Origin of the sequence: Bradyrhizobium sp. SUTN9-2 (genome assembly GCF_003122645.1) — a bacterium.
GTDB classification, from domain to species: domain Bacteria; phylum Pseudomonadota; class Alphaproteobacteria; order Rhizobiales; family Xanthobacteraceae; genus Bradyrhizobium; species Bradyrhizobium yuanmingense.
Genome location: NZ_LAXE01000001.1, coordinates 4,410,731 through 4,428,138, shown reverse-complemented (window position 1 = coordinate 4,428,138; position 17,408 = coordinate 4,410,731). Strand labels below are relative to the sequence as shown.

Annotated in this window: 15 protein-coding genes and 1 tRNA gene; 10 read left to right on the top strand and 6 right to left on the bottom strand. The window is 63.8% G+C overall.

Going from position 1 to position 17,408, the window contains the following annotated elements:
* Positions 1 to 227 precede the first annotated feature (227 nt).
* From XF30_RS20660 to XF30_RS38555, 7 genes are all read left to right on the top strand, one after another.
* Positions 228 to 2,891, top strand: a complete 2,664-nt coding sequence (locus XF30_RS20660; protein WP_109143693.1) for a glycosyltransferase — start codon at positions 228 to 230, stop codon at positions 2,889 to 2,891.
* 315 nt (positions 2,892 to 3,206) lie between these two features.
* A tRNA-Lys gene (locus tag XF30_RS20655) sits at positions 3,207 to 3,282 on the top strand.
* 1,190 nt (positions 3,283 to 4,472) lie between these two features.
* The gene (locus XF30_RS20645; protein ID WP_036012559.1) at positions 4,473 to 4,820 is read left to right on the top strand and encodes a response regulator; all 348 of its coding nucleotides are present in this window, start codon (positions 4,473 to 4,475) and stop codon (positions 4,818 to 4,820) included.
* Between the two features lie 116 nt (positions 4,821 to 4,936).
* Positions 4,937 to 5,128 carry a hypothetical protein gene (locus XF30_RS20640; RefSeq protein WP_225112455.1) on the top strand — a complete coding sequence of 64 codons (192 nt, stop codon included), beginning with the start codon at positions 4,937 to 4,939 and terminating at the stop codon, positions 5,126 to 5,128.
* A 1,449-nt stretch (positions 5,129 to 6,577) separates the two neighbouring features.
* On the top strand, positions 6,578 to 6,772 hold the full coding sequence (locus XF30_RS20635) for a hypothetical protein (RefSeq protein ID WP_192893201.1): 195 nt from the start codon (positions 6,578 to 6,580) through the stop codon (positions 6,770 to 6,772).
* 207 nt (positions 6,773 to 6,979) lie between these two features.
* A complete protein-coding gene (locus XF30_RS38560) occupies positions 6,980 to 7,138 on the top strand; it encodes a hypothetical protein (protein ID WP_164936882.1) in 159 nt (52 codons plus the stop codon).
* A 324-nt stretch (positions 7,139 to 7,462) separates the two neighbouring features.
* Positions 7,463 to 7,633 (top strand): hypothetical protein, encoded by a 171-nt coding sequence (locus XF30_RS38555; RefSeq protein WP_192893200.1) that lies wholly within the window; start codon positions 7,463 to 7,465, stop codon positions 7,631 to 7,633.
* A gap of 13 nt (positions 7,634 to 7,646) precedes the next feature.
* Here XF30_RS38555 and XF30_RS20625 read toward each other — a convergent pair whose 3' ends face one another.
* Complete coding sequence (locus tag XF30_RS20625) at positions 7,647 to 8,318, bottom strand: hypothetical protein (RefSeq protein ID WP_109143692.1); 672 nt, start codon at positions 8,316 to 8,318, stop codon at positions 7,647 to 7,649.
* 1,275 nt (positions 8,319 to 9,593) lie between these two features.
* Positions 9,594 to 12,692: a DEAD/DEAH box helicase gene (locus XF30_RS20615; protein WP_192893431.1), complete on the bottom strand. Its 3,099-nt coding sequence runs from the start codon at positions 12,690 to 12,692 to the stop codon at positions 9,594 to 9,596.
* 538 nt (positions 12,693 to 13,230) lie between these two features.
* Here XF30_RS20615 and XF30_RS20610 point away from each other — a divergent pair.
* Positions 13,231 to 13,476 (top strand): hypothetical protein, encoded by a 246-nt coding sequence (locus tag XF30_RS20610; RefSeq protein ID WP_463671660.1) that lies wholly within the window; start codon positions 13,231 to 13,233, stop codon positions 13,474 to 13,476.
* 4 nt (positions 13,477 to 13,480) lie between these two features.
* Here XF30_RS20610 and XF30_RS20605 read toward each other — a convergent pair whose 3' ends face one another.
* Together XF30_RS20605 and XF30_RS20600 are read right to left on the bottom strand one after the other, a co-directional pair.
* Positions 13,481 to 13,873, bottom strand: coding sequence for an NUDIX hydrolase (locus tag XF30_RS20605; RefSeq protein WP_157286040.1), 393 nt, complete (start codon positions 13,871 to 13,873; stop codon positions 13,481 to 13,483).
* Positions 13,874 to 14,006: 133 nt separating this feature from the next.
* Complete coding sequence (locus XF30_RS20600) at positions 14,007 to 15,086, bottom strand: AI-2E family transporter (protein ID WP_370141315.1); 1,080 nt, start codon at positions 15,084 to 15,086, stop codon at positions 14,007 to 14,009.
* Positions 15,087 to 15,313: 227 nt separating this feature from the next.
* On the opposite strand from XF30_RS20600, the gene XF30_RS20595 reads away from it, so the two are divergent.
* The gene (locus XF30_RS20595; protein WP_109143690.1) at positions 15,314 to 15,541 is read left to right on the top strand and encodes a hypothetical protein; all 228 of its coding nucleotides are present in this window, start codon (positions 15,314 to 15,316) and stop codon (positions 15,539 to 15,541) included.
* 102 nt (positions 15,542 to 15,643) lie between these two features.
* Positions 15,644 to 15,946, top strand: coding sequence for a hypothetical protein (locus XF30_RS20590; protein ID WP_027575377.1), 303 nt, complete (start codon positions 15,644 to 15,646; stop codon positions 15,944 to 15,946).
* Between the two features lie 24 nt (positions 15,947 to 15,970).
* On the opposite strand, the gene XF30_RS20585 is transcribed toward XF30_RS20590, so the two are convergent.
* Together XF30_RS20585 and XF30_RS20580 are read right to left on the bottom strand one after the other, a co-directional pair.
* Positions 15,971 to 16,417 carry a hypothetical protein gene (locus XF30_RS20585; protein WP_225139969.1) on the bottom strand — a complete coding sequence of 149 codons (447 nt, stop codon included), beginning with the start codon at positions 16,415 to 16,417 and terminating at the stop codon, positions 15,971 to 15,973.
* A gap of 126 nt (positions 16,418 to 16,543) precedes the next feature.
* Positions 16,544 to 16,759: a hypothetical protein gene (locus XF30_RS20580; protein WP_109145788.1), complete on the bottom strand. Its 216-nt coding sequence runs from the start codon at positions 16,757 to 16,759 to the stop codon at positions 16,544 to 16,546.
* Positions 16,760 to 17,408 lie beyond the last annotated feature (649 nt).

Here is a 17,408-nt window from a genome sequence, read left to right as displayed (position 1 = left end):
AGCCAAAATCGCTCCGGTCGTTTCAGCTGCCGTTCAGGAACGACCGGCCATAGAGACGGTTGGCACTGCCGCGCGTCGTTCGAAAAGGCCATGCCCTCATAAGGACATGAGGCCATGACAGTTGTGAAACCGCGCGGCAGAGATATGCTCCCTTTGCCGCGGACTTGGTCGGATCTCGGGGTCGGATCCGCTTCCCTGCCACCTCAGCCCCTATTGGTTTAGCCGCGATGCGCGTTGTCGCCGCCGTTCTGTTGCTCGTGTCTGCGCTCCACGCAGGCAGTTGGGGAGTCCTGCGCGACAGGGAACCTGCGCCGGACTTCAAGGGCCTGGTGCCGAGCCTGTCCTATACGCCGTTCGAACCGGGCCATGTCGTCGACCTCAAGGTCGACCCCGACAAGATTCGCGCGGACTTGAAGAAGCTCTCGACCCTCACGCGAGCGATCCGGTCCTACACCGCGACGGAAGGCAGCGAGCTGGTGCCGCCGATCGCGGCCGAGTTCGGCCTCAAGGTCACGGTCGGCGCGTGGATCGACAAGGACGAGGATCGCAACGAGCGGGAGATCAAGGCCGCCATCGAGCTCGCCCGCAAGAACAGCAACGTGATCGGCATCGTGGTCGGCAACGAGGTGATCTACCGCGGCGAGATGAAGGTCGAGGACCTCATCAGCAAGATCAAGAAGGTCAAGAGCGCGGTCCGTGTTCCCGTGACGACGGGCGAGATCTGGAACATCTGGCGCGATTTTCCGGACCTCGCCTCCAGCGTCGACTTCATCGCCGCGCACGTGCTGCCCTATTGGGAAAACTTCCGTTCGGATCAGGCCGTCGACCAGGCCGTGGACCGCTACGACCTCCTGCGCAATCAGTTCCCGGGCAAGCGCATCGTGATCGCCGAGTTCGGCTGGCCGAGCGCAGGCTATAATTTGCGCAACGCAGATCCAGGTCCGTTCCAGCAGGCGCTGACCTTGCGCAACTTCGTCACCCGCGCCGAAGCGCTCGGCATGGACTACAACATCGTCGAAGCCCTCGATCGGCCCTGGAAATTCTTCGAAGGCGGCGTCGGTCCGTATTGGGGCGTCCTCAATGCCAGCGGCGAGCCGAAATTCGCCTGGACCGGCCCGGTCGAGAACCCCGACTATTGGAAGCTGATGGGTATCGCGCTGCTGGTCGGCGTGCTGCTGTCGTTACCGATCCTGCGGATCGAGAAGGCGACCGCGAGGCAAGCCTTCCTGCTGTCGGCGACCGCCAACGGCGTCGGCGCCTGGGCCGCGACCGTGTTCGCCTATTGGAACGGCCACTACTTCCTGTTCGGCTCCGCTTTCGCGCTGACGCTCGGCATGATCCTCCTTGTTCCGCTGGTCCTCATCGCGATGGCGCGCATCGACGAGATCGCCGCGGTTGCCTTCGGCCGGCCGCCGCAGCGCCTGATCGCCAAGAACAAGCCGGTCGAGAACGTGCCCGAGGATTACTGCCCCAAGGTCTCGATCCATATCCCCGCTTATTTCGAGCCCGTCGAGATGCTGAAGCAGACGCTGGATGCGCTGTCGCGGCTGAACTACCCGAACTACGAATGCGTGGTCATCATCAACAACACGCCGGATCCCGCCTTCTGGCAGCCGATCCAGGACCATTGCCGCGCGCTCGGTGAACGCTTCAAGTTCATCAACGCCGAGAAGGTGCAGGGCTTCAAAGCCGGCGCGCTGCGGATTGCGATGGACCGCACCGCGGCGGATGCCGAGATCATCGGCATCCTCGATGCCGACTATGTCGTCGAGCCCGATTGGCTGAAGGACCTCGTGCCTGCTTTTGCCGACCCGCGCGTCGGCCTCGTGCAGGCGCCGCAGGAGCACCGCGACGGCGATCTGTCGATCATGCACTACATCATGAACGGCGAATATGCCGGCTTCTTCGACATCGGCATGGTCCAGCGCAACGAGGCCAACGCCATCATCGTGCACGGCACGATGTGCCTGATCCGCCGCGCCGCGATGGACATGGCCGGCGGCTGGTCGAGCGACACGATCTGCGAGGACTCAGATCTCGGCCTTGCCATCCAAGAGCTCGGCTGGACCACCCACTACACGAATACCCGCTACGGCGCAGGCCTCCTGCCGGACACCTACGAGGCCTTCAAGAAGCAACGGCACCGCTGGGCCTATGGCGGCCTGCAGATCGTCAAGAAGCACTGGCGCCGCTTCCTGCCCGGCGCAAGCCGGCTGACGCCCGACCAGAAGCGCGAATATGGCCTCGGCTGGCTGAACTGGCTGGGCGCCGAAAGCCTCGGCGTGGTCGTGGCGCTGCTCAACCTCATCTGGGTGCCGATCGTCGCCTTCGCCGACATCGCCATTCCCGACAAGATCCTGACGCTGCCGATTGTCGGCGCCTTCATCGTCTCGCTGGTGCACTTCCTGTCGATGTACCGCGCCCGCGTCGCCATCAAGCCCGGCCAGATGCTGGGCGCCATGATCGCGGCGATGAGCGTGCAATGGACGGTGTCGCGCGCGGTGGCGCAGGGCCTGATCACCGAGCACATTGCCTTCGCCCGCACCTCCAAAGGCGGCCTGTCCCGCATGTCGATCGAGTTCCAGGCGTTCTGGGAAGCCGTGATCGGCACCCTGCTCCTGGTCGGCGCCGGCGTGCTGATCGCCACCAACAGCTACAAGCAGATCACCGAGATCTACATCTTCGCCGGCGTCTTGGTGCTGCAGAGCCTGCCGTTCCTCGCCGCCGTCGCCATCGCCATCCTCGAGCTCAGCCGCATCAACTCGTTCCAGTTCTGGCGCGACAGCGCGATCCGCACCGCCGAGCTGATCGGCCTGCGCCCGGTCGCGCTGCCCCACCCGACCGGCACGCCGCAGCCGGTGCCGAGCGAGGTCCGGCGGGAGACGAACTGATCCTGCTCCACGCCGGTCTTCGGCCTCGTGCCTGGAATCACGTGGTCTCCGGCGTGGATGACCGGCCGCCAATCGAGGTGAGAATTTTGGCCTAAGCGACGGATAGCCCAGGCAAATCCCCGCTCCTGCCGCGATCTTCGGCAACCACCCGCACTATTGACCTCCGCAGCCACTCCCCCTACACAGCGCGGGCCGAAGGCATGATCCGGAAACAGCCGGTTTTCCCCGCGACGCGATCTCTAGGCGAAGCGGCAAGACATGCCTCTCGAATGTCCGAACACGATGGCGATCTCTTCGAGCCATCAGCGGCCATGGGAGCGCGTAGCTCAGCCGGTAGAGCACGTGACTTTTAATCACGGGGTCCTGGGTTCGAGCCCCAGCGCGCTCACCAAGCTAATCAAGCACCTAGAGCCAAAATTCAGCCCTTCGAGTTGAGGGGATTTTTGGGGCCTGCACACAGTGTGCACACTCGCCGGGTGCAGCCATGACCGCCATCGATATTGTCGGCTGGGTTCTCTTGGCAGTGGTTATGGTGCTAACCCTAGGCTTTGCGAAGAAGCCGCCAACGTGAGCCGTGCCATTCACAGCGGGTTCATACGTGCTGAGGCACGCTGCGCCCCATGGAGATTCTCAGATGATCGTTTCCGTGCTCGCCGCAGCATTACTTATGGGCCCGCCCGTGCCGGGGCTGATTCAGCCACCCATCCAGCAGGTCCAGTATGGTGTGCCAAGACACCCGCCTCCATGCGGCCACGGTTGGGACCTGAGCGCCCGAGACGGCATGTGTTATCCGAACGGAGCCCTCCCTCCTCAAGAACAGGCTGCGCGGCAGTACTATCATCGCGGCGGCGGAGGTTACGGTGGAGGCTACGGTAGACATCCCGTCCGATGCGGCCACGGCGCCGACGTCGATATTCGAGACGGTCGGTGCTACCCCAACGGCACGGTGCCGCCACAGTTTCAGCAGGGCCGGCAGGGATATTACGGTTATGGCGACTATTATCACCGCCCAAGGCGCCATTACTATTAAGCTATCAAAGGCCCGCCAGCGCGAACCGGCGGGCTCCTGTCACAAGCCTGTGGCATGTCCGTTGCACAGTCGAAGCCAACTGGGATTTCAGCGCTCAGTTTGAGAATGACACGCTGCCGGGACATGTATTTCGAGCCCGGCAGCGTTCGATTTCGAGACTCGTGAGACAACCGCTATGGCATGAGCAGAATCAAGCGCACGGGCACATTTCCGGAGCCTGCTGCTTCGCCTCCTCCGGATCATCGTCCTCAGCGTCGCTGTCGTCCTGCTCCATGTCGGTGAAATAGTCGCCTCGCATGCTCTTGGTTCATTGCCCGATCCAGGCTCCCGGCCCTGGGTTCGAGCCCCAGCGCGCTCACCAATAAAATCAAGTAGCAAAAATCGAAATGCCGTCCGGCTCAGCAGGTGGGCAGGAACAAAGGTCACCCGTTCCAGCTTGAGTCTCGCTGGCTCGTCGCCCGAGTTGGCGGAGGCGGCGCCGACCAGCCGGCACTATGTTTTCTGCGCATGGGTCCTCATGTCGTGGACGAAGAGCGCGACTGGAGGGAGACTTGCGGGTTCTTGTAGCCGAAGACGAAGACCTGATCCGGGACGTGGTGGTCGACATCCTGGAGACTCACGGGCACGAGGTGATGGAAGCTGATAGCGGCGAGCGCGCGCTCGAGCTCTGTGCCGAAGCCACACCCGATCTCTTGTTCACCGACATCAGGTTGGCGGGCTCGCTGACGGGCTGGGATGTCGCCATCCAGTGCAGGCAATCCAATCCGCGCATGCCTGTGATCTACGCCACCGGCTACACGCACGCCGCTCCGCGTCCGGTGTCCGGCAGCATCATGCTCCAGAAGCCGTTCGGGCTTGAACGCCTCTTGGAAGCGATGCAGTCGCTCGCGGGCGATTAGCTGCAGCCAGCCGCGGTCAATGCTCCGCAGACTGACAATTGTCAGTCGTCCGACTCCACGCAGGAACGAAGGGCCTTCCGCACGCTTTGGCAGGAATGCCAAATGTCTCGCCCGGGATGGTCAGGCCGCTGCGGCTCGCTCTGCTGTATGGGCACCTGATCGCGCGGGGCACGCGGCTGTATCATCCGGGCGGCTCGCAGCCGGTGTGCAGCCTGTCATTTGCCAAGCAAATGGTCGAGGCGGGTTTGCTCTGCGCAAATGGCGAGAGCTTCGAGCTGACGCAGGAAGGCCGGAGCTTCGCCGGTTGATGCGCACATCATTGGCTTCCCCACGAACTCAACAACCGCTGGCGCGTGACCACGGTCGTGAAGTCAAGCGAGGCGTTCCAAGCAGCCCGCCCGCCGGATCTGACAATCTACGGTGACAGTGCACTCAACTGTGAACGAAAACTCGGCCAATTGCCACTTTTTCCCGAAACGATTCACATATGCGAATGAAGCTACAAAGAAGAATGCCGCTTGCTGAGAGGTGCTGGGCAAATCGGGAGCATGCTTCATTGACTGACGAGGTTCCTTCGCACAGCCGATTTTTCATTCGCATGGGCGGCAAGGGTTGGATGGTCTACGATCGAGAACGCAGGGGCCCAGCACTGATCGGGACCGATATGGCGGCCAATCTGACCAAGGAGCGAGCTGAACAATTGCTACTTCTGCTGATGCCCTCACGCGCGGAGAGGTCGCGTGCGGCGAACGATGGTGGTCCGCCAGCGTGAACCGGTAGGCCCCAATGGTTGCGGCCTCCTTTCTCGGGCGCCGCATTCGAACGTGTTCACCGGCCGCCGTTCGCGTTGCCGTCGGGGCTGGTTCTGGCCTAGAGCTCGAAAATTTAATGCTGGACGGTATCTTTTGAGACACCCAGCTCGAATGTTTGAGCAGACGATATCACCCGGCGTGCCACGCTGAGTGGTGCGTCGGGCGGCCTCGGTGTGTCCGCAGCCAGCCCCGGGACGCCCGGGGCCGTTCCTTTGGATTCACGTTTGTTGATGCAGGAACGTCCCTCCAGGACGAACATGTCGTTACCGGGGCTGGCAAGTTTCATCTCGGATCTATCGTAACTCCGGTAGGGCCGCTGTTCCAGAGCGGCGGCCCTTGTTCTGAAGCGTGAACCGGGGGCCGCGCCTAGCGCCTCTTTGGCCGATCGGTTTCTGCTGATCGCGATTTAGGGTTGCCACCCTTGCGAATTGTCGGGGGCGGCTTGCCCGCGTGACTATGCCTCTCTTGCATTTGCTCGGCTGCGACTACGCGCGAGCGCAGATCTTCCAATGCGGAAAGCCCAGAAGCAAGCTCATCGAAACGCTGCTTCAGAACAGCGGTGTGATCGAAAGTGCCCATGTACCCCGTCCGTCAACGAGCCGACCGAAAAGTGGGAAAATCATGCAATCGAGGAATGCAGAGGCATGGAGTCAGTTCCTTTGAAGAGTGCTGCGCCGTTGTCGCAGCTCGTGCGATGCGACTCGGCTCCTCCATCCGCGAACGCTCAGAGGCAGGCGCCACGGCTACGATCGCAAATCGCGCCTAGCGCCAATGACGGCCCCGACCGTGGGGGGCTTTTGGGGTGTGAGGCCGGGGCCGCTGGAGGTGCTTGGACCTTTGGGGAAGGCCAAAGCCACCGAAGACTAGGAAAACTCGGCAATCGCTTCTGCTCGCTTTCGCACATTGCTTGTACGTTTTGTTTGCGCAGAACGAAGCCAATTGCCAATGAAGGACTATCTGGCGCAGATCGAGAAACTTGGCAAAGATGCGGCCGAACGCGCCCTGATCCGCGACTTGGCTACCGATCCAGCCAAGCGCGAAGTGTTCGACAGGCTCGCAAGCCACCTCAGGGTCCTTGCTGACCAAGTGGAAATGGCGATGGTTGAGCGGAAGGCCGGGACCGACCCGTCTCAGCCTTAGAAGCACGCCGCGGATCCGGTGCCCGATCCGCGCAGACATGGCCCAGTGATTTTGTGGCTCCAGGCTTCGAAGCCGCAGTGGTGGTCGACATGCTGAGCGGAGCTGCGGAGATGCTGATGCACCGCCAATCCAGATCAGCATGGGAACGTTTCGATCGGCACTGAGTCCTACAGGCGCAATCCATCCCGTTTCCTCGTGGATCGAACGATGGAAAAAGCACTCGCCTATGCCATCTCGGCGGCCCTTGTGGGCTTCGGTCTTTTGATCTTTTTCGCCGGTCTGTCTTCCAGCTCGCCCGCCTTATGGACGATCGTCGCGCTGGTCCCGATCACGATCGGGATCGTGAGCGCCTTTGGTCCTGTGTGACTTGATGTGGAAACCAGGGCTTTAGGTCAGCCCGTCTGTATTTTTCGAATCGGCAGCCCGTGTTCGCTCTCTCGGAGCTTCCAACCGCTGGTGACCCGCGTGAGCCATTTCGTCTCGATGCTTCTGCTTGCGACGGCCCTGGTCCTGACGTTGTGCTTCGGAGTGGCGGCCTGGCGCCTCTCGGCAGACAAAGAGGCCGACATCACCGCCACGATTTCCCATCAGGAATACGGTTGGAGGCCAAGGCCCAGCAACTGAAACTTTGACAAACCCGCTGACATCGCGCCGGAAACGTGTAGGATTCCCCAAAACCGGAGGAACGGCATGTTTGAAATCAACGGTTTCGACACGGCGGGCGTCGTCAATCTCAAGCGGGCGTCACTCGCCGCGGCCCTCAAAAAGGCCAGGGAGCTGGTCGAGGACGGATGCTGGGACGTTCAGGTCGTTGATCCCACAGGCCGGGTCTATACCTCGTTCGAGGAGGAAGCGGCCTAGCCAGAACGCGTCCTCAGCTCTCCGGCGCCGCCACCGCAGCCGGCGCGGTCAGCGGAGCCCCTCCGATCGACACCGGCCCTAGAGGCCCCAGGGGCTTGGGCTCACGCACCAGCCGCTTGCGCATCGCGGCGGATAGTCCGTAGCGCGCATTCGCTCTGCGAACGGACGATGTCACGTCCGACATCATCACATTCTGCAGCGAGTCGACCTTGGCGATCAGCGTGGACAGCTGCGAGGAGATCTTCTTCACGTCGACCCGCTCGTCCGTGATGCTCTGCCGCAGCGACAGCAGCAAGAGTGAATCCTGCTGCAGCAAGGCTGCATTCTGCTGCAGCGTCTTGTTGTTCTCATGCAGCGAAGCGGTGTGCTGCTGCTGGGCCGACTGGATCTCCTTCAGGGCGGTGACGACCGGATCCGGTTTCGGTGCCGGTGCCTCCTGCCGCGGCAGCAGTTCGGCGAGGCTGGCAACATTCAATGACGGCATGCCGGAGAGCGACGTATAGATGGCCGCCGCGCCGTTGATGGCGAGGGCACACACCGCCAGCGGCAGGATCGTCTTGCGGCGGGGCGTGATTGGCGGCGTTTCAGCTTCCGGGCCTGCGGGTTCCTGCGCGCCTGCAGCGTCTGCAAGGGCGACGGCGTCGAGCTCTTCGGCGAAGCTTGGCGTTTCGAAGGACGTGGTCATTTGCACTGACCCCCATGGAGCGAGCAACAGGAAGCCGCCCCCTGGAACGCCCTCGCGACGATCCGCTTACGCAGCACCCATACACAACTGCCTAAAATTGTCGGCTTTCTGGATTAATTCCGCGTTAGCGGCGCGGCCGGCGGACGGGCCGGCGCCCCCGGCCGATTACGGATCCGGCGCAAGCTCCTCGCCGCGCATCCGGCAACAGCCATGCCAGCAACGGATTTTCCGAAGTTGGCATAATGCCACTGTTTTGCCCGACAAATCAACGGCCAAGTGACGGCGCCTCCGGCACGGACTCGGCACGATAGGCCTGATCCGGGTCGTGGACCACGCTTGCTTGGGCCACCTCGGCCGCGATGGACGCGCCGAATGCAGAACGCCTTATCGCACAAGCACATAGCTACTGTGCATGGGGTTGTTTTCGCACTTTCCGATTTACCCCTCGTCCAGCAGCTCGAACAGCTCGTGCGTCCGCTCAAACCGCGAGCGCCACATGTGCTTTGGTAGAGCGCGATGCACCGAGTCGACCTGTTCCCCCGTCGCTCGCAGATTACAAACCTGGTCCTATCGGGCTCGTAACGCGTTTGGGCGACACAGTCGTTCGTCGCTCGACCCGGGCCTTGGCATCCAGCACCTTGTCTCCAGCTCGTGCGGCTCGCGGCCGACTGATCTGGTCCGAAAGGCTCGAGCCTCTCCCTGACAGACTATTTGAACCAACACTGGCGTTTCCTTGAGCCTGTGTTGCCGGTCGGAATCTGCTTTGGGAGAACGCCGAACCAGCGGCCTTTTGATCTTCATTGCTCGTGCCGCTGCCAATTGCGCCGATCGGCAGGCCATTTTGAGCGCGACCAGCCCCGGCATTTCTCGCGGCCTGAGCTGCCGCCCGCGACCTCGCAGGCGTGGCGGGCTGGACGTTCGAATTGGTCGCTTCGCTGTTGGTGCCCAGATCTCCGCCGGGCGCGATGTCCTTCGTCCCCATCCCTGGGGGGGCTGAGGGACCTGCATTGCCCGCACTCGTCCCCATTCCAGAAGGCGCCGAGCCGCCAGCGCTACCCTGCCCCGTTCCCATGCCCGCTCCGGCGGAGCCGGCATTTGCGCCGCCCGCTTGCACCAGGGCCAACAGACATGAGCCTGCGACAATCGTGGCAATCACTGGACGAATGGCATGTGACATCGGACGATCTCCTTCGCCACGCCCAAATTAACTATAATGGTGGAGCAGGGTTTCCGCTACGAATTCGCAGTTGCGAGCGCTGACGAACGCGCAAGCCCCTACCCCTCGTCCAGCAGCTCGAACAGCTCCTCCACCCGCTCGAACGGCGCATCGCGCATCGGGCTGTGATAGACGACGCGGTCGCCGTCGCGTTGCAGTGACTTGCCTCGCGACTTGCGCAGGCGTCCGGGCAGGAACGTCGCGGCCGCAGCTTCAGGCCCGACGTCGAGGCGGATGATGCCGCGTCGCTTGCATTCGATCCTGAGCTTGGCCGCGGCGAAGAAGTCGCGCGCGAGCTTTGGCAAGGGTCCGAAGCGGCGGGAGGTTTCCTCCTCGAGGTCGTCGAGATCGTCCTCGTCGTTGCATCGTGCGGCGCGGGCATAGAGCTCGAGCCGCACCGGTTCGGACTGCACATAGCTCTCGGGCAGCATGTCCCCGACCGGCAGGTTGAGGTCGGGCACCCACAGCTGCTCGTCGCTCTTCTCCGAGGCCATTTTCAGCAGGTGGCTGTAGAGCACCGGCCCGAACACCTGGACGTGGCCGGATTGCTGCTCCGAGAACAAATCGCCCGCGCCGCGCAGATCCAGGTCGCGCTCGCTGATGGCAAAGCCCGCGCCCGGCCGGCTGAACTCCTCGAGCACGGCGAGGCGCTTCTCGGATTGTCCGGACTCCGTCTCGGTCAAGAGATGCGCGAAGGCGCGGATGCCGCCGCGGCCGACGCGTCCGCGCAGCTGGTGCAGCTGGGCGAGGCCGAACTTTTCCGGCCAGCACACCACGATGGTGTTGGCGCGTGGAATGTCGAGGCCGCTCTCGACGATGTTGGTCGCGAGCAGGACGTCGGCATGGCCTTCGACGAAGCTCATCATGCGGTCGTCGATCTCGTCGGCCGCCAACCTGCCGTGCAGGCAGACGATGCGCAGGTCCGGCGCCACGGCCCGCACCCGCGCCAGCATGGGATCGAGATCCTGGATGCGCGGGCAGATCAGGAAGCTTTGGCCGTGGCGGCGCTGCTCGCGCAGCAGCGCCGAGGCGATCGCCGCATCCGACAGCGGCGCGATCCGGGTCGCGACCGGAAGCCGGTGCACCGGGGGCGAGGCGATCACGCTGAGATCACGGAAGCCGGCAAGGCCGGCGGCCAGCGTACGCGGGATCGGCGTCGCGCTCATCATCAGCACATGGACGTTCTTGGCGAGCCCTGCGAGCTTTGCCTTTTCCGCCGCGCCAAAATGCTGCTCCTCGTCGACGATGACCAGGCCGAGATCATCGAACCTGACGTCCTTGCCGGTGAGCGCCTGTGTGCCGATCACAACCTTGATCCGGCCGCTGCGCAGGCCCTCCCTGGTCTCCCGCAGCGCCGCGCCCGAAGTGGCGCGCGAGAGGTTGCCGACCTCGATGCCGAACGGGGCAAATCGCTTCTGGAACGTCGCGACGTGCTGGCGGGCCAGCACCGTCGTCGGCACCGCGACCGCCACCTGCTTGCCCGACAGCACCACCGCGGCTGCGGCGCGCAGCGCGACCTCGGTCTTGCCGAAGCCGACATCGCCGCAGATCACCCGATCCATCGGATGGCCGGATGCGAGATCATCCAGCACGTCCCGGATCGACTGGGCCTGGTCGATCGTCGTGAAGTAAGGAAAACGCGCGACGAACTTCTCGTAGGCCGATCCCGGCGGCACCAGCTTTTCGCCGCGCCGCCGCCGGCGCTGGCTGATGTGCTTGGCGAGCGCCTTGCCGGCGATCTGGATCTCGCGCTCGGCCTCGCTGCGGCGCGCCCACCACGTGCTGCCGTCCGCCTTATCGAGCGAAAGCCTGCCGAGCTCGGCGGCGTAAGGCCACATCAAGGCGAGATCGGGCGGCGGCACCAGCACCGCATTGTCGCCGGCGAACTTCAGGCGGATCATCTCGCGCATCGCGCCCCCGCCGGTGTTGACGGTCTGCAGGCCGTCGAGCACGGCAAGGCCGCGCTGGAGATGAACGACCACCGTGCCCTGCTCCGGCGCATCGGCATGGTCGAAGGCCGCGCTCCAGGCGCGCGCCAACGGCTGCGGATGATGCGCGCGGCTGCCGAGCACGTCGGACGCCGTCACCACGACCAGAGGCTTCTTCGCCGGCACGACGAAACCGGCATCGAGATCGGCGAGCAGCGCCATCTCACCGCCCCGCCCGCGGGCCGCCTCCTCCCAGTCTTCGCAGCGCTCCGCCTTGACGCCGCTCATCCGCTCCATCACGCGCAGATCGTCCTCGTGCGCGGCAACGAGGATCAGCCGCGACCCGGCCCGGCGCGTCTCCTCGACGAAGCCACGCAACGCCTTCCGGGAGGATGTCAGCTTCGAAAATTCCGGGATGGCCTGGAACGGTGCCGTCCGCGGCAGCACCTTGATGCCCTTGGAGAGCCGCTTCCAATCGCTGCGCCCGAGATATTCGCGCTCCCGCTCGCTGCGGGGCGCGGCCTCCTCGATCGTATCGAGCCATCCGTCGGCATGCGACGGCACGCCGGCATCGGCGATCCATCTGGCGCCCGCGCAATAATCGAACAGGCTGGCGCGCTTGCCGCCTTTGCCGGCAAGGCCGAGCCGCTCCGACATGGGATCGACGAGCAGCTCCCTGGTCTCGAAGATGATCCTATGCTCATGCGGGTCGAAGGCCACGATCCGTTTGATCGTGTGCTGCGAATGCTCGATCCGGAACGGCCCCAGCGCGCCCGCCGGGAATATCTCGAAGGTCTGGCCGTGGAACAGCGCCCCGCCCGGATAATCCGGCTCATCGTCAAGATCGTAACCGAGGGATTGCAGGCGGGACTCCAGCTCCTGCTCGGAGAACGTGCCGCCCACCTTCAAGCTCAGGCTGAGGCGCGACAGGCTGGCCGGCAGCGGCATCCGCTCCATCACCGCTTCGGCCGTCGATACCAGAAACACCGGCTTCTTGGACTTCGCAAGGCGCCTCAGCACGGAGGCTCTGCGCCCCGCGAGCTCGTGCGAGGGCTCCAGTTGATCGAACGGCAAGGTATTCAAGCGCGGAAACACCAGCACCTCGCAGGCGGGGTCGAGCGCGTGAATGACGCTGCCGAGCCGCTCCGCCCTGTTCTCGCTCTCGGCGAGAAACACGATGCCGCTGCGTCCGGACTGCTTCCATTGTCCAAGCAGATGAAGGGCCATCATGCCGAGAGGCGACGAAGACGAGATCGTGGCGCGCTGCGATCCTTTGCTCTTCTTCGGCGGCTTCTTGGCCACCCTTGCCTTCGTGGAAAGCCTCACTTGGACCCGTTTCTGCTCTTGAACCGCCGCAAACTGAATGCGAGCCGCCTTGCCCCTCGAATCGGCAGCTCGGCGCCATGCATATGGGATTTGCCCTGCGAACGCACCCCTCCTCGATAACGTTCGAGGCGGCGGCGCGATCCTTTCGATCTGCTCTTGGCTGTGAGAATGGAGGCACGAAAAAGCCCCAGCGCTTGGAGCCACGCTGGGGCGTTTCGTTCGAAATGAATCGGTTAAGCAATGACGTCTTCATAGCAGCGGTTTCGCCGCGCGCTTGTGAACTGGTTCACACGTCTTGTTGGCTCGGCGATGTCTGGCGGCATCGGGCCAGGCCGGCATTCAAGCTTTCTTCAGACATTTCGGATCAGCTGACGATCCATTTCAAAGTGATTGTCATCCGCGCATGAGTTCGGTCCAGGTTCAGTGCACGCGGTGCAAGAACGTGTTTCGCGATCGCGCCGGCCGGTTGCAGGACGGCTATTCCAGGCAATGTCCGAGCTGCGAAGTCGTGCTGTTCTTCGCCGAGGACTCGCAGCATCCTTTCATCAAGCGGGCGATGCGCAGTGCGCGCCAGGTCCGCAAGGAGATGCGGGAGCTCCAGGCCGCGAAGCTCGCCGCACCCGAGCCGGAGGTGGCGCAATCGAGGAGGTTTGCTGGCAGGACGCGATCGGCGGCGCGGGAGGACTAGCGGCTCAGCTTCGCCGCCGCTTGCGCGGAAACAGGCGGTCGCGGATGTAGCGCGAGGTCGCCGTCAGGCGGATGCCGCGGGGCTTGTGCCAGGCGGCGCGGTCGATCTCCTTCTTGTCGCCGATCGCCAGCCTGCCCTTGGCGGACTTGGCGATGAAGATCGCGTCGCTCATCTTGCGGCCGGAGCGCTTGTTCCTCGCCTTCACTTCCTTCCAGAGGCTGATCCTGCCGAGCTTCAGCTTGGGCAATTCCTCCTTGATCTCCCGCCGCAGGCAGTCCTTCTCCGACTCGCGCGCACGCTTGCGGCCGCCCGGAAACATCCACAGGCCGTCCGATCGGCGTCTGACCAACAATACCTTGCCGCGCCTGGCGGCAACCAGCTTGGAAGACTTTGCCATTGCTGCCGTTGTCGAAAACAGAATCGACCCAATGGTAACTTGTCTAGTCAAACAGACAAGTTAGCGAAGCGCCTTGATCACAAGCCACGAGCTAACCGGCATGGGCGGCTGACACCGCGCTGGCGGGGCGAGATCAACCCTTCCCCGCCTCCGCCCGGTCCTCGGTCCTGATCCAGGCCATCATCATTTCCCAGGCCACCGACAGGATGATCGGTCCGATGAACAGTCCGACGATGCCGTGGGCCAGCGTACCGCCGATCACGCCGACGAAGATCACGATGGTCGGGGTGGTCAGGCCACGGCCCATGACCAGCGGCTTCAGCATGGTGTCGATGAAGCCGACCAGGACGAAGAACACGGTGAGCAGCAGCGCGGTGGTGACGTCCTTAGCGGTCCAGATCCAGATGATCACTGGCAGCAGCACCAGGAAAGCACCGATCTGCACGATCGAGAGCAGCAGCACGATGAAGGCAAGAAGGCCCGCGCTCGGCACCGAGGCGAGCTTGAAGCCGATTCCGGCGAGCAGCGCCTGGACGATCGCCACGCCAATGACGCCCTGCGCCACGGCGCGGATGGTCGCACCGGCGAGCGAGAGGAAATGCTCGCTTTGCTCCGGCACGATGCGAAACAGGAAGTTGCGGCCGGCCGCGACCAGGCGCGGCCCATGCGGAAACAGGAAGCCTGCCACGAACACCGAGACGAGAAACTGGAGCGTGCCAAGGCCGGCGTCGCCCGCGAGGGAGAGCAGCGGGCCGGCCAGCGGCTGAAGATACGGCGCCACCTCGCGCACCGCCGTCCGAACGTTGTTGTAGGCCTGATCCCAGAGCTCGTAGAGCCAGGGGCCGACCAGCGGCCAGGACTTAAGCTGCTCCGGAGCCGATTGGAGCACGAGGTCGCCGGTGCCGAGCTGGTGCGCCAGCTCACGCACGCCGTCCACCGCGCTGATGCCGAGCCAGGTCGCCGGGCCGATGACGATACCCAGCGTGATCAGGGTCAGGATTATTGCTGCGGTTTTGGGCCGGCCGCCCAGGATCTTGGCGACCCAGCTGAATGCCGGATAGAACGCGACCGCCAGCACGCCGCTCCAGGCCAGGATTGGCACGAATGGGCGGATGATCAGGAAGGTCCAGATGATCAGCAGGGCGAGCAGGCCGAGGCGGATCACGAGCTGGATGACGTCCTCGCCCGTCAGCAACTGACGGAGGCTTTTCACGGGCACAGCTTTCCTTGCGGCATGAACGCAACTTCCGCGCTTGCGGGCTCAGCCGTTATTGCCAGCAACGTATCTGGCGTCAAGACGACCGGCTGCCGGATACCACATCGCCCGCCCCCAACCCGGCTTGGCTAACGCGGGTTAACCGGATTTCCCCGCGCCGGTTTACGCCCCTGCAAATGCTGGTTACTACCTTTCTTCGTAGTCACCGAAACGCATTCTGGGTCATGGCCAACAGCATCTGGACGATCGAAGAATTCACCTGCACCGGTTGCGGCATGAACTACATCGCGACCAGAGAGGAGCACAGCGAGGCTCACAGCGGCAGCTTCAAATGCGGCATCTGCAGCGGCATCGTGCATGCCTGGTCCGGCAAGCACCACTTCTTCGGCTGGCAGGCCGTGAAGACGAGGCCACCGGTGTTCGGGCGGCGCTGGGCCGGCGTCGAATGGTAAGCCGCCTGCGGTGACGCCGGATCCGCCGAATTGCGCCGGCGCCGTTTGCACTCCGTTCACCGATCGCGGCTAGATCAGGACGGATCCTCCGCTTCGAACGCCATGGCCGACCTCAACGCCGTCCTGACCAGGCTCAACGACCGTCTGCTTCGTCTCGAGGGCGAGCTGTTCGTGCTGCGCTCGCTGGCGCGCGCGACATTGACCGCGGGCGACGACCATGCCGCGCGCATGCGCAAGCTGGTCGAGGCCGCAAAAGTCGCGCTCGACGACGAGGCCAAGCGCCCTCTCGACAAGCCGACCCGAAAATATGTCGATGCCGCAACCGCACTGGTAGAGGAGCTGCTGGTCGAACCCACCCCGGCGCGGCCGCTGTTCACGGTGATCGACGGCGGCCGACGCGACTGAGCGCCCGCCTCAGCACGGCGATGACTACCGCCCATACATGCCCGGCGCACGTGCCCCGTGCGGGTAGCACTGTCCCTGCGAGTAATTGTAATCATAGCCGTCCGGACAGAGCCCGCCGCGTCGTCCGTAATATTGAGGGCGACCGTAAGCGCCGGGCGCGTGCGCACGATTCGGGTAGCACTCGCCTGTCGAGTAATTATAGTCGTAACCGTGCGGGCACAGGCCACCACGGCGCCCATAGCCCGAGCCGTGGCCCCCGGTGTAGACACCCGGCGCGTGACGGTCGTTGGGATAGCAGCGGCCGTTCGAGTGGTTGTAATCGTAGCCGTGTGGACATTGCCCGCCCGGACCGCCCCTGAACTGAACCTGCTCCACCATGGGCGCTGTCGGCGCCGCAGGCACGGTTGCAAACGCAAGCAGGCCGGCCAGCGCAAGTTCGATCATGACGATTCCTTCAAAACACGGGGACAAGCCTATCAGGATTCGCGTCCCACGAAACGACATGGCAATTGACGCGTGGCTGGCCTGAACCCCGCATGAACCGGGCTCGGACTGCGACAATGCGTCAACGCCAGGCATCGCGCACGATGCCGACGTCTAGATCGTGGACTTATCCGACTTGAGCCGGCTGAGCCCCGCCTCAATGATCGCGATCTCCTCGTCGATCTGACCGATCGGCAAACTGAAATCATAGCCGGACCGGCTCTTCAGATCGACCGCGAGCCGCTGCCTGTGCATCATCAGCTCGTCGAGTCCACGGCGGTTCTTCAGACGCACATAGGCGTCGACGATCTGCTCGATCGCGCTCGGCATGAGATCTGTCCCGGCGAAAAGGCCCGGCGGCGCGCCCACGCCGGCGGACGATTTCGGTGTCGCGGTACGCAATACAAATCCGCGACGGATTCGTCGATACGCCAAGCTGGTTGAGATCGTGTTACCGTTCGATGATTTCGTCAGTCGTGGGCATGAAAGGCCGCCGGCGGCCAAAAGCCGGGGTCGAAAACGGATGCGGGTTTGAAATGTCACCAGCCCCGGTTGGCGCACCCTTATCAGCCAATCCGAGTCAGCCAATCCGAGGCATCTCTGTTAAGAACGAAACACAGGAACCCGCTACAGGCTCTCGTCCACGACGCAGGGCCCCAGGCAACGGTAGGCGTCCGAGATCGGCGCCACCTGATGGCGCAACGCCGGTCGGGACCGCCGGGTAAGGCCCGCCAGCTTGGGCCGAAGTGGCCGCCAGCAGTGTCGCGACAGCGAAAAACCCGACGCTGCGCATTGCCTTCGCTCCCAAGCCGATGTCATGCCCGCTTGGAAGGCGCCGGACGGCTCGACGGCGCAATCCCGGCGCTCGCGCAAGCGGCACCCGGCGCATTGTTGATAACCCACGCAAACGCTGCGCGGGTGGTGACAGGGCATGCGGACGTGTTATCGGGGGATGACGCAGTTGCGAGACGGATCGGAC

Excerpts from the sequence above, each read along its gene's own strand:
- XF30_RS20660 (WP_109143693.1), top strand. The coding sequence starts at position 228 with ATGCGCGTTGTCGCCGCCGTTCTGTTGCTCGTGTCTGCGCTCCACGCA.
- XF30_RS20640 (WP_225112455.1), top strand. The coding sequence starts at position 4,937 with ATGGTCAGGCCGCTGCGGCTCGCTCTGCTGTATGGGCACCTGATCGCG.
- XF30_RS20635 (WP_192893201.1), top strand. The coding sequence starts at position 6,578 with ATGAAGGACTATCTGGCGCAGATCGAGAAACTTGGCAAAGATGCGGCC.
- XF30_RS38560 (WP_164936882.1), top strand. The coding sequence starts at position 6,980 with ATGGAAAAAGCACTCGCCTATGCCATCTCGGCGGCCCTTGTGGGCTTC.
- XF30_RS38555 (WP_192893200.1), top strand. The coding sequence starts at position 7,463 with ATGTTTGAAATCAACGGTTTCGACACGGCGGGCGTCGTCAATCTCAAG.
- XF30_RS20625 (WP_109143692.1), bottom strand. The coding sequence starts at position 8,318 with ATGACCACGTCCTTCGAAACGCCAAGCTTCGCCGAAGAGCTCGACGCC.
- XF30_RS20615 (WP_192893431.1), bottom strand. The coding sequence starts at position 12,692 with ATGATGGCCCTTCATCTGCTTGGACAATGGAAGCAGTCCGGACGCAGC.
- XF30_RS20605 (WP_157286040.1), bottom strand. The coding sequence starts at position 13,873 with ATGGCAAAGTCTTCCAAGCTGGTTGCCGCCAGGCGCGGCAAGGTATTG.
- XF30_RS20595 (WP_109143690.1), top strand. The coding sequence starts at position 15,314 with ATGGCCAACAGCATCTGGACGATCGAAGAATTCACCTGCACCGGTTGC.
- XF30_RS20590 (WP_027575377.1), top strand. The coding sequence starts at position 15,644 with ATGGCCGACCTCAACGCCGTCCTGACCAGGCTCAACGACCGTCTGCTT.
- XF30_RS20580 (WP_109145788.1), bottom strand. The coding sequence starts at position 16,759 with ATGCCGAGCGCGATCGAGCAGATCGTCGACGCCTATGTGCGTCTGAAG.